The following is a 12705-nucleotide window of genomic DNA, read 5'->3' as shown; positions in this document are numbered from 1 at the left end:
TATAGCGAAGTCTTATTTGGAAGAGAGGGGGAATTTATAGTGACCGATGTTTCATTACGTACGGATGAAACGGTGGTACATGCATTACAAGTCTACGGTAATTCTATATTAAGATTAGCGTATTCATATTTACATAGTATTTCTGAGGCAGAAGATATATTGCAAGATACTTTACTCAGTTTAATAAAAAATAAACCTGTTTTTTTAAATTCAGAACATGAAAAAGCATGGTTGATGCGTGTTGCTATAAATCTATGCAAAAATAAATTAAAATCATCATGGTTTCATACTGTTGAGATTCCGGAAAACTTTGATATTGAATATATGGAAGAGGAAGAATCAGAGGTGTTGGAAGCAGTGAATGATTTGCCAGTAAAATATAGGGAGGTAATACATCTTTTTTATTTTGAAGGTTATTCTACTTTGGAAATTTCGTCTATTCTTCAAAAAAAAGAGAGTACTGTTCGTTCCCTTTTATGTCGAGCAAGAGAAAGATTAAGAAAAGTGCTGAAAGGAGTGTACGACTTTAATGAATAAATACCGTTCTGCAATGGAAAAAATTATTGTAACTTCGCAAATGGAAGAAAATATTCTAAGGAATTTGACAGAGAAAAAAGAGTATACCAATGTAAAGTCGAAATCTTCTTATCAAAAATGGTTGAAGCCATTAAGCTCTATTGCTGCTTGCTTTGCTATTATACTTGCTATAGTAATTATATATCCCACACTAAAAAGCAATGATTACCAAACTCAAAATCTTGTAAGTAGTTCTAAAGAGACTAAAGAATTGTCAAAAGGGGAAAAAATACAAGCACCAGAAGTAAGCGAAGAAATAAGTGAAAACATACAATACGATAAACAACAACAGGGAGAATCCAAAGCAAGTGAAAAATCTGAAAGCAATGATTGCCAATTTGGACAGCAAGATTTAAATTTAGGAACAGTAGCAGGGCTTGAGGAAAACAATGAACAAGAAGAGCAAAACGTATCAGGAGGAAGTCCTATTGTTGATACTCAAGGGATAGAGGAATTAAAAAAAACAGTTCCATTTGAGTTACTTGTACCAAATAAACTTCCTAATGGATATAAAGTAGATAGTACCTCTGTTATTATAGGGGAAATGGCGCAAATTATATATTCTAACGGGGAGGATTCTATAGTATATAGGGTAGCAAAAGGCACAGATGATGTAAGTGGAGACTATAATGATTATGGGGAATTGAGAGATGAGGTTATGGGGGATAGGAATGTGACACTGAAAGGAAATAACTCGTTAATCAGTTTGGCAACTTGGACAGAGGATGATTTCTCTTATTCTTTATCTTTTTCTGTGCAAGCAGAAGAAGACGATATAAAAGCTATTATTGGAAGCATAGGAAAAGAATAATTTAATATATTGAGTGTCGTATCTTGCTCTCAGAATCTTCTGAGAAGGATAATAAAAATTAAGTACTACTATGATATTTTGCATAATTTTTTAATTTAAATTCTGACTCAAATTTAAATTAATTTATTTTTCGTATAAGTTATAGTATAATAAAAAATAATTACAAAGTATAAAAAAGACTGACAAAAATAAATTAGTCGGAACGGAGTCGAAATGCAGTTGAAAAAAATCCTGAATAAAATAGAAGAAAATAAGGAGAAAATACAGGAATTTAGACCTCTCAAACTTGCAGAGATTCAAGAGCTGGATAATTATTTTAAAATCGGAACAACGTACAGCAGTAACGCCCTAGAGGGCAATACTTTAACTTTAAATGAAACTAAAATTCTTCTTGAAAATGGATTGACTGTAAGTGGTAAACCAATAAAAGATTGCTATGAAGCAACAGGACATGGGGAAGCTTATGATTTTATGATTAAGCTTGCAAGAGGCGGAGCTCTTGAAATTACTGAAGAAATTATAAAAAAGCTTCATTTTCTGTTTTATAATAAGCAGGATAGTGAAGAAGCAGGAAATTATAGAAGTTTTCAAGTTTTTATCAGTGGAACAGAGTATATTCCTCCTATAGCAGAAGATATTCCTTCTTTAATGGAAGGGTTTTTATTACAATTAAAGAAAAATGAAGAAAACTTACACCCTGTATTACTTGCTGCTTATGCACATAAAAAGCTTGTGGATATACATCCATTTGCAAATGGAAACGGGAGAACCGCAAGACTTTTAATGAATTTGATATTAATAAATAAAGGCTACTGTATAGTTTCTATACCTCCTGTATTAAGACATGAATATATAGAAGCATTACAAGTTTCTCAAAGAGAAAAGAATCCATCTATAGAAGCTTTCAATCAATTAATTGCTGAATGTGAATTAGAGGCACAAAAAGATTACCTTAGGATGTTCAGAATTAAGTAATATAGATTTATTAACATAAAAAAATAAATAAAAAGAGCCACCCGGAGGTGGCTTCTGTTTTATGCCTCAATACTTTGAACTGTAGATTTAATACGATAATTCCCTGTTTCAATATCTCCAAATAGATATTTACCCTCTATATTTGTTTGAGTTATCTTTAAGAGTGTTTCTGTTTCATCAGAAACAGAATATAAAGCAACAAGTGCATTTGCGATAGGAATATCTGTAGTATCATCAGTAATTATACCACAAATGACACCGGTATTTGCATTGGGATCAGAAGTAAGAATAACATCTTGAGGAATATATTCTTTGCTGGAAATACTAATAGGTTGTGTTTCTGTTGTTAAATATCCTAATTTACTAGTATTAACATAATATTCACCATCATCTAAATCTATGAAAAGGTATTGTCCTTGTGGATTTGTAAAAGAAATACCAACGTAGATATTTTCTTCGTCTTGTTTTTTAAATAGTTGAACAACTGCTTCTTCAATTGGTGTATTATCAATATTTGATTTAACAGTTCCATAAATTATATTTTTATTTGCCTCGGGATTAGGTGTAATCGTTATAGTTACTGTTGACATTCTATTTTTTATAACTGTTACAGAAATAGGAACTGTAAGAAAATAATCTTCTTTAGTAGCCGATATAAAATAAGAACCAGAGGGAACTTGTGTTAGTGTAAATTTCCCTTGAGGATTTGTATTAGTATGAGCGAAAGGCTGTAATGTTGATGTGCATAATTTAATAGTAGCATTATCTATTGGGTTATCACTCGTGTCTAAAACTGTTCCGCTAACAGTACCAACGTTTTGATCTGGGTTGACTGGTAATTGAAGGTCTGTACGTGTTTCTTCCCTTCCTTCAGATTCTATCTCTGAACTTTGAGTTATAATATATTTATCATAAAAAGACATATTTCATCTCTCCATTAATACTTTTTTATTCTTTATTTATATATGAATAATTAATTAAATTGTGATAAGATTAAATCCGCCATATGTTATTTACTTTTTATATCATAGTTTATGAATTTTTTTAATCTTTTGATTTTTTTCAATGACAAGTTCATCAAAAATCTCATCACCAATTTGTAATTTTGCATTAATCATATATTTACCGGGAGGAACAGAGGAAAACAAATAAATACCATCACGATTAGTAATTTGTATTTGGATCAATTTATAAACTGATTGATTATCGATTTCATATAAAAAAACCGGTATTCCTATTGCAAAATTACCATGATAATTAATAGTACCACTAATTGTTGAGGTGGCAATAGTATTATCCTGAATTAAGTTAAGATTCATCAATGACATTTCTTTTTTTCCTATTTTAATATCAATTGACTCACAGGGTAGATAATTCGGGTGAGTTGCTATAATAATATAATTGTTTGGTAATAGATTATATATTAAATATTGTCCTTTTTCATTAGTTAATGTAGTTGCAGCTATTTTTGTTTTGCAATCTTTATAAACAAGAGTAATTTTAACATTTTTAATAGGAGTATTCTTATAATTGTCGTAGACAACACCATACAAGATGCCTTTTTGGACAATAGGATTACACCTTAAATTAAAATCTAAAATATTGTTGCATCCTGAATGTATTATTACTGATTCTGATTTAGAAGCAAGATAATTATCTGCAGATGCTATTAGTTTATATTCACCGGGTAGCATATCTTTAAACTTATAAAAACCAAATGGATCAGTTAAAGTATGACATAATGGATTTAAATTAAAATCAAATACTTCTATAGTTGCATTAGCAATAGAATTACAACTTTTGTTAAATACTCTTCCAGTTAGTAAAGAACTATACAAAGGATGTACTTTTATTAACTGTAAATCAACTGTTTTTTCTTGATATTCACTTAAATAAAAATCTTCACTTTCTTTAAGCTCATAAATATCTCTATCCATAGCTAAATTCCTTTTTTTATTCTAATACTTTAAATTATTATTTCATATTATAATATGTTAAAATAGATAGAAAGTGAAATGATTTAAAATAAGTAAAAATAATATTTCATTTTGATATTTTCTAATAATACAAAATAAAAATAAACAAACTGTATTTTTTAAAGGTTAGCTGATATAATTTTTGCAATTTAATAAGGGAGGGTTCAAATGAGATATTTTAACTCAAAGAATATATTGATATCTCTGATTTTCGGAGGTATGTCTTCAATAATAATTCTGTGCTTTGAAGTAAGGTATATTTTTAAAGATTATCAATTAAGTCATGGATTTTTATTAATAGCACAGTTTATTTTATTATCAATGCTTTTTTTAGTTTTACCATATTCTTTAAAGTATATAAAAAAAGAAGTTCGTAAAAACAATCAACTTAAAGACTTAGAAAAGATTGGCTTAATATTTCAACTTATTTCAGTTTTACTTTTCTTGTCAGTATTTTTTTCTCAATATATAATTTTCTTCCTTTATTTGTTTTATTATTTATTCGATATAATATGCTTTATTTTACTGTGTATGGGTGTGGTTTTATATGGTAAAACAAAGAACGACTTAGCCATGTCTTTTATATTATGGTCAATAGCAATGCTGATTCTTTCATATCTTTTTACAAATGTAGGGTTTTGGTCTGCAACGTAAGTTTATTAAGGTATAATCGTTAAGGTGATTATACCTTAAGTTGACAAGTTGACTGAGCTGGTGGTGATGAATTTTTACAAAATACTAATAATTAATATAGCTATTTTGCATTAAGGTGTTAAAGAAATAATCTTAGTAGCAATATTATCACAAAATGCATTATCATGCTCCACAAATAAAATTGTTGGCTTAAATTCAAGCAATAATTCTTCAATTTGTATACGAGATATGACATCAATGAAATTAAGAGGCTCATCCCATATATGCAAATGCGCTTTTTCACAAAGACTTCGGGCAATTAATACTTTCTTTTTTTGTCCTTCGCTGAAATCACTTATATCCTTTTCAAATTGAACTCTGGAAAAATTAAGTTTTCTGAGAATTGTTTTGAAAAGACTTTCATCTATATTGTTTTGGGCAGCGTAATTTGATAAGGTGCCACTCAGAGAAGAAGTGTCTTGTGCTACATATGAAATTTGCAGGTTGTTCCCTTTTTGAAAATTGCCTGTATATTTTATATGTTCACCCCAAATAAGTTTAATAATACTTGATTTTCCTGAGCCGTTTTTTCCACAAAGGGCAATTCTTTCACCACTTTCAATTGAAAAACTAATATTAGAGCAAACAGTTTTTTTACCATAGAAGATTGAAACTTTATCAAAAGTAATCAACCTGTTTGCTTTATAATCAAGTTGAGATATTTTTAAAGTTTCGTGATTTTCAATGTTCTTTAACAACATGGATTTTTCTTCAATATTTGATGATAGTCGCTTTTCAATTGACTTAGAACGCTTCATCATTTTTTCTGCTTTATGACCGATATAACCTCTGTCAGGTCTAAGTCCTGAATTTCTTGTACCATATTTGGTTTTTTCAACTTTACCTGACCAATTAGAAGTTTGCTTTGCGGCAAAAGAAAGTCGGTTTATATCCTTTTTTAATTTTTCATTTTTTGAAATTTCAAAGTTATCCTGACGTTCTTTATTTAAAAGCCAAGAAGAAAAATTACCTCGTTGAATATCAATATTGGTTCTATTGATTGAAATAACGTGATCTATACATCCATCTAGAAAAGTTCTATCGTGGGATACTAAGATAAAACCTGTTTTTGAGTTTAAATAATCGCTTACTACTTTTCTGCCTTTTAAATCAAGATGGTTTGTAGGTTCATCAATAAGTAAAAACCTATTATCTTTAAGAAAAAGCAGGGCAAGCAAGACCTTTGTCTGTTCTCCGTTTGAAAGGGTGTTAAAGGGACGATCAAGAACATTTTTTGATAGTTCAAGAAAAGAAAGCTCACGAATAAGTTCCCATTTTATATAATCAGGATAAACTTTTTCTATTATTTCTGTGGTTATAACAGATTTATTTTCGACTTCATATGGAAAGTATTCAAAATTAGTACCTGCTGATATATTACCAGTGAATTTATATTTTTTAAGCAGCAAATTTAGAAAAGTTGTTTTTCCGGTACCGTTTCTTCCTATAAAACCAAGTTTCCAATCAGTATCTATTTGAAAGCTGATATTTTCAAAAATGTTATCATAACTGGTATCATAAGCGAAAGTTACATTTGAAATATTTATTAATGACATAACTTTTTTATCCTCCTTTGAAAATTAAATAAGCTGCAAGAAAGTCAATTCCTGCAGCTTAAATACACTTCAAAACAGAACCTTGCCATTATAAATAAATCATAAGTAAGGTGTTTTTATATTTATAGAGTAATAAGAATCAGCAGGCTTTCTTGCATAAGATAAATAAAAAAGCAGGAATGTGTATATTTACATTCACAAAAATTTTTATTATATCCATAGTGATTAGCAAGAAATAGTGCTCATCCTTTCAACTCCTATCTTTTTATTATTTTCTTTAGGGTAACATATATGGTACTGTTTTTCAAGAATTTATATAAATATTTTAAATTAAAAAACCTTTAAAAGTAATATTCTTATAAATTTTCATTTTCTATATTACCATTATTTAAATAAAACTGATGTAAAGATTATAAATAAATTTATTGAATTAATTTTAAGGAGAAGAACAAAAAAATGAAAAGCAGCAAGTAACTATAAAATGGGTGAATTGGAACGTTGGAATGCAAACTATTATAAATATTTGAAAAACACTAGACAATTGTCAATATATATGATATTTTATATTTAAACAAACGTTTAAATATAAAATATTTAAAGATAAGGAGAAGCTATGAGCGAAAAGAATCCCAAAGAAATTTCGATTCAGGACAAAATCATAGAAGCGGCAATTCCATTATTTGCCATGAAGGGCTTTACAGGGGTATCGGTAAGGGAATTGGCAAAAGCAGCAAATGTAAATCTTGCTTTGATTTCTTACTATTTTAATGGCAAAGAGAACCTGTATAAGCATATTCTTACTACACAGTTTGAAATTATAAGTAATTCTCTAACAATAATTAGAAAAGAGGAACTTTTGGCAGACGAAAAGATGCAACTTTTCACTAATAATATGATAAGGCTTCATAAGGAATATCCTCATTTGTTAAGGCTTACACTTAATGAAATAATAAATCCTACAGACAGCATTAGTGAAGTAGTAAGGGGCGGAATCGGAAATTTGCAAATGTTTCTAAGAGAATGTATAGAAGAGGGTAAGCAAAACCGAAAAATAAGGCAGGATGTAAATTCATCGGTTGCAGCACTGTCTATTATTAGTATCATTAATTTTTATTTCCTTACTTTGCCCTTAAGTAAGGAAAAATTTATAAAAGAAATTAATTCAGTTGAAGAATATATGAATGAAGCTTTGAAAAACTACTTTGATGGAATTAGGATTAAAGAATAATGAAAATTTGATAACTGTATAGATTTATGCAATTGGATAATTAAGAATAACTGCGCTAAAAAACAGGGTTCATTAAAAAAAATTATTAAACAAACGTTTGTTTAATAAAAGCTTATGCTTATATTAAAGATTAATTTCAGGAGGTGCTTATAATGTTAGCTTGGTTGAATAAAAAATTAAATGAGGTAAAAGGAAGGTTAGATAAATCTGTAGATAATCTGGATGAGAAGCAAGAACTGGCTACAATTAAAACAGGGAAAGCAGGTAGTAAATTGAAACAGAGATTTGGATGGCTAAATTGCAAAAAAATTATATTTGTGATTGTGTTGATTCTTTTAATATTAGTAGCACTAAATGTGAGGAGCCACATGATGAAAACTACTGAATACAAGCAACCTATACTTGTTAAAACCATGGAAATCAGTAAAACGGGTGATAAATCTGAATACAGTTATGCAGGGGAAGTATGTGCAGAATATGAAAGTAATCTGGCATTTCAGGTTGGTGGAAAAATTATAAAACGAAATGTAGCCTTAGGTGATACTGTGCATGAAGGAGATGTATTATTTGAAATTGATTCACAGGATGTGGAACAAGGTGTCAGCATTAAAGCTGCTGCTGTCTCGGCAGCAAGATCACAGTATGCTTTGGCAAAGGATAACTTAGATAGATTTACGGATTTGTATCAAAATGGAGCTGCAACCCAGCTTGATTACCAAAATGCGCAAAATTCGTTTCAGGCAGCATCTTCGGCATTGCAACAGGCAAATGCAGCATATACCCAAGGACGCAATCAGCTTGATTACTGTCGTTTAGTTTCTGATAAATCAGGAATTATATCTGATATAAATGTTGAGGAAGGTCAGGTAGTATCGGCTGGGCAGGTAGTTGTGACTATAATACAAGACGATAATTTACAAGTCAAGGTGAACATACCAGAAAATAAGATTGATAGTATAAAAGTATCCAGTAATGTGGATATTACTTTCTGGGCACTGAAGGGCATAGAGGTAAAAGGAAATGTAAGCGAAATTTCTCCTGTAGCGGATGCTGCTTCTCGTACATATGAGGTTACACTTGACTTGATAAATCCTCCTAAGGATATAAAGCCAGGTATGTCTGCTATGGTAGTAATTTTGCCAGATAATCCTCAAAAAAATATTTTTGTTCCACTTGAGGCTATATATCAAGTTACCTCAGATTCAGCTGTATGGATTGTAGAAAATAACATGGTAAGACAGCAAATGGTAAAAGTTGGAGAATTTAGTGGAAATAATGTAAAAATAGAAAAAGGTCTTAAAGATGGAGATGTAATAGTAACGGCAGGAGTTCATAGGCTTTTTGATGGCCAACAGGTAAAAGCTGAGGGGAGGATCCAATGAAGAATTTCAATTTGACGGAATGGTGTCTTAATCACAAGCAACTAGTTTATTTTGTAGTATTTCTTACTTTTGTGATGGGAATCTTTTCTTATGGGAATTTGGGCAGGATGGAGGACCCAGAGTTTGCTGTGCGTGAAATGTATATGACAGTGGCATGGCCGGGAGCTACAGCAGAGCAAGTAGAAAAACAAGTAACAGATAATATAGAAAGAACTCTGCAGGATATTCCAAACAAGGATTACATAAGAAGCTATTCTAAGGCAGGTCAGGCAATTATATTTATTGCTTTAAAAGATACAGTTCCGCAGAGTCAGGTAAGAGATACTTGGGTTGAAGTACGAAATCTGGTGATAGATATGAAGTCGAAATTACCATCTACAGTACAAGGACCAGTTTTTAATGACCGTTTTGATGATGTGTATGGATGTATATATGCATTGACTTCAGATGGCTTTTCGTATGAAGATATGAGGGAAACCGCAGAGAATATTAGAAGAACTTTTCTGGGTGTAAATGATGTTAAAAAAGTTGAACTTCTAGGTGTCCAATCAGAAAAGGTATATATAAAGATTGAAAATAGTAAAATGGCTAGTCTGGGGATTACGGCAAACATGATATCGAATGCATTAGCTACTCAAAATACTGTTATGCCCTCTGGGATGATGGAGACTTCACAGGACAATGTTTACGTACGAGTAAGTGGCGTGTTTGATGATGTGTATAATATAGAAGATGTGACTCTAAAGGCAGGAGGACGATTGATAAGGCTTGGAGACATAGCTGAGATTACAAGGGGATATTCTGAACCGTCAGACCCAAAGATGTATTATAATGGTGAAGAGGCTATAGGTATAGCAGTATCCATGGATGAAGGCGGAAATATTATAAATTTAGGAGAAAATCTTGATAACAATTTGAAAGAAATTAGAAAGGATCTACCGGCAGGACTTGAAATATCACAAGTTGCAAATCAACCAGAAGCTGTTGAATCATCTGTAAATGAGTTCGTGGAAACCCTTGTTTTAGCTATTATCATTGTACTTATTGTTTGCTTTATAAGTTTAGGTATAAGGACAGGAACTGTAGTTGCACTTTGCATACCATTAGTTACCGCAGGAGTTCTTGTTGGTATGTATGCGTTTGGAATCCCGCTACATAAAGTCTCCTTAGGAGCTCTGATTATTGCATTGGGGCTTTTAGTGGATGATGAGATTATTGCTATAGAAATGATGTCGGTAAAAATAGATGAAGGTTGGGATCGCTTAAAAGCAGGTTGTTATGCATATACCTCCACTGCGTTTCCTATGTTGACAGGAACGTTGGCAACATGTATAGCATTTACACCAGTATTCTTTTCAAAAGGTCCCGCTTCTGAGTATACAGGTAGTATTTTTAGTGTAATTACTATGGCATTGTTACTTTCATGGGTAGTATCTGTATGTGTGACACCACTGCTAGGTTATAGCATTATACAAAAGAAGTTTACAAAAGACAACAAAGGCATGTATAATTCTAGATTTTATAACGGATTTAAAAAGACATTAAAATTTTGCTTAAATAATAGGAAAAGGGTTCTCATTATTACAGTTATAGTATTCTGCTTTTCGGGATTTTCTTTAACACATTTTGTGCCTAAAGAATTTTTCCCAGATGCAACGAGACCAGAGTTAATAGTTGATTTGACTCTTCCACAAGGGAGTTCCATAGAAGAAACTCAGAGGTGTGCACAGAAGCTTTCAGAAGCTATAAAAGATGATAAAAACATTGAAAATTATTCCTTTTATGTAGGCAGAAGTGCATCAAGATTCGTGCTTTCTTTTGAGCCCGGAAGGCAGGCATCAAATACGGCAGAATTTGTAATTGTTGCAAAAGATTTAAAAGCGCGGGAAAAGGTTAATAAATATCTGGATGATTTATTTGCAAATGGGTTTGAAAGTGTAAATAGTCATATAAGGGTTATCCAGAATGGCCCTCCAAGTGCATATCCTGTAATGCTTCGTATCTCTGGAAATGACGTGGATACTGTAAAAGATATCGCAAATCAAGTAAGAAAAGTTATGGAAAAAGATGAAGATTTGTATAATGTGAATCTTGACTGGTATGAAAAAATTAAGGTAATGCATGTGGAAATCGATCAAAATAAGATAAAAGAACTTGAATTAGACAGTCAACAAATTTCAGGAGCACTACAAGCACAAATCTCAGGGAAAACCGTTTCACAGTTTAGAGAGGATGATAAAACAGTAGATATAGTGCTGAAAGAAGGGCAATTTAGTACCAGTGCACTTTCAAATCTGGAAAATTTAAGTATTCCTATTGCAAGTGGTTCCTATGTTCCTCTGACACAGGTGGCGAAAATTTCATTTGACACGGAGGATGGGATGATAGCAAGAAGAAATTTGAAGCCGACTATTACCGCACAGGCACAAACAGTGGAAGGTGTAACAGGTGATAATGCAGCCGAAAATATATATGAGGAAATCAAAGAAATCCGAAATAATCTGCCAAAAGGATATACTATAGAGATAGGAGGTTCGCTTGAAAGAAGCGATAAGGGTCTGGCAGAAGTTATGAAAGTAGCTCCCATGATGATACTGGGAATATTACTTGTATTGATGTTGCAGTTACAAAAAGTCTCCAAATTGGTGGTTGCTATGTTGACAGCTCCTCTCTGTATAATAGGTGTTAATATAGGCTTGCTATTATTTAATGATCCATTTGGGTTTGTTGCTAAGTTGGGTGTTCTGGCATTGTTTGGGATTACTATGCGAAACAGTGTGGTTCTTATAGAACAAGTAGATGAGCATTTGAACAAAGGAGAGGATATGTGGCATGCTGTAATTAATGCGGCAGTGGTAAGATTTAGACCTGTTATGCTGACTACTGCGTCAACTATATTAGGACTGATACCACTAATTCCAAACTTGTTCTGGGGTCCTATGGCTGTAGCAATGAGCTTTGGAATTTTTATTGCTACATTACTTACTCTGTTAATTTTGCCAGCTATATATGCAGTTGTGTATAATCTACCGAAGGAAGAACCTATCAATATGGGGGAAGAACTCATTGAAGCTAAATAAAATTATAATAAGAAGCAATTAAAATAAATTGTTTTGTAAACTATTCTCTGATTTAACTGTGGAATTTTTCCCATGTATAATCAAACCTGAGCTTATTATAGATATGATGTTACCGTAAGGAGTTGCTATTAGAGCTTGCATGAAAAATATGAGATGATATGTAAAAAGATTCTAATTTTTATAATAAAAATTTTGATTGGTATAAAAAAATTCTTAAGTTAAAATGAAAAAGCAAGTCATATTATCTTTATTAAGAGAATGGAAAAATTTAGAGGATTTAACCAGTATAATATTTCAAAATCAGAAATATGTCGAAAAACGCGTGTAAGTAAAACTTTTCTAAGAAATCATAATGAGATCATGGAACAAATCGATGAATTTATATCACGTAAACGGATTACATAAGACCTAATAAAGAAAAATGGTAA

General features: G+C 31.4%; 10 protein-coding genes. 7 read left to right on the top strand and 3 right to left on the bottom strand.

From position 1 onward, the window contains the following. Positions 1–39 precede the first annotated feature (39 nt). The 3 genes from K292_RS0103695 (at position 40) to K292_RS0103685 (ending at position 2362) form a co-directional block, all read left to right on the top strand. Entirely contained in the window at positions 40–537 is a 498-nt protein-coding gene (locus K292_RS0103695; protein ID WP_027398695.1) for an RNA polymerase sigma factor, read from the top strand. Continuing rightward, on the top strand, positions 530–1387 hold the full coding sequence (locus K292_RS0103690; RefSeq protein ID WP_027398694.1) for a hypothetical protein: 858 nt from the start codon (positions 530–532) through the stop codon (positions 1385–1387). The genes K292_RS0103695 and K292_RS0103690 overlap by 8 nt, the downstream gene beginning before the upstream one ends. 213 nt (positions 1388–1600) lie before the next feature. Then, on the top strand, positions 1601–2362 hold the full coding sequence (locus K292_RS0103685; protein ID WP_027398693.1) for a Fic family protein: 762 nt from the start codon (positions 1601–1603) through the stop codon (positions 2360–2362). A gap of 59 nt (positions 2363–2421) precedes the next feature. On the opposite strand, the gene K292_RS0103680 is transcribed toward K292_RS0103685, so the two are convergent. Together K292_RS0103680 and K292_RS0103675 are read right to left on the bottom strand one after the other, a co-directional pair. Next, positions 2422–3285 carry an MSCRAMM family protein gene (locus tag K292_RS0103680; RefSeq protein ID WP_027398692.1) on the bottom strand — a complete coding sequence of 288 codons (864 nt, stop codon included), beginning with the start codon at positions 3283–3285 and terminating at the stop codon, positions 2422–2424. Between the two features lie 102 nt (positions 3286–3387). Then, on the bottom strand, positions 3388–4299 hold the full coding sequence (locus tag K292_RS0103675) for an MSCRAMM family protein (RefSeq protein WP_027398691.1): 912 nt from the start codon (positions 4297–4299) through the stop codon (positions 3388–3390). Positions 4300–4506: 207 nt separating this feature from the next. On the opposite strand from K292_RS0103675, the gene K292_RS0103670 reads away from it, so the two are divergent. After that, positions 4507–4992, top strand: coding sequence for a hypothetical protein (locus K292_RS0103670; RefSeq protein WP_027398690.1), 486 nt, complete (start codon positions 4507–4509; stop codon positions 4990–4992). Between the two features lie 110 nt (positions 4993–5102). Here the strand turns inward: K292_RS0103670 and abc-f are convergent, their stop codons facing one another. Beyond that, entirely contained in the window at positions 5103–6587 is a 1485-nt protein-coding gene (gene abc-f, locus K292_RS0103665; protein ID WP_027398689.1) for a ribosomal protection-like ABC-F family protein, read from the bottom strand. Positions 6588–7200: 613 nt separating this feature from the next. Between abc-f and K292_RS0103660 the strand changes: the two genes are divergently transcribed. The 3 genes from K292_RS0103660 to K292_RS0103650 all read left to right on the top strand — a co-directional run bounded on the left by K292_RS0103660 (position 7201) and on the right by K292_RS0103650 (position 12277). Further along, positions 7201–7815, top strand: a complete 615-nt coding sequence (locus K292_RS0103660) for a TetR family transcriptional regulator (RefSeq protein ID WP_027398688.1) — start codon at positions 7201–7203, stop codon at positions 7813–7815. Positions 7816–7967: 152 nt separating this feature from the next. Continuing rightward, positions 7968–9197 (top strand): efflux RND transporter periplasmic adaptor subunit, encoded by a 1230-nt coding sequence (locus tag K292_RS0103655; protein WP_051280268.1) that lies wholly within the window; start codon positions 7968–7970, stop codon positions 9195–9197. Beyond that, positions 9194–12277, top strand: coding sequence for an efflux RND transporter permease subunit (locus K292_RS0103650; RefSeq protein ID WP_027398686.1), 3084 nt, complete (start codon positions 9194–9196; stop codon positions 12275–12277). The genes K292_RS0103655 and K292_RS0103650 overlap by 4 nt, the downstream gene beginning before the upstream one ends. Positions 12278–12705: the final 428 nt, after the last annotated feature.

This window comes from Anaerovorax odorimutans DSM 5092, from assembly GCF_000426305.1.
GTDB lineage: Bacteria > Bacillota > Clostridia > Peptostreptococcales > Anaerovoracaceae > Anaerovorax > Anaerovorax odorimutans.
Note: the sequence above shows the minus strand (reverse complement) of the source record. Positions and strands in the feature narration are given on the sequence as shown.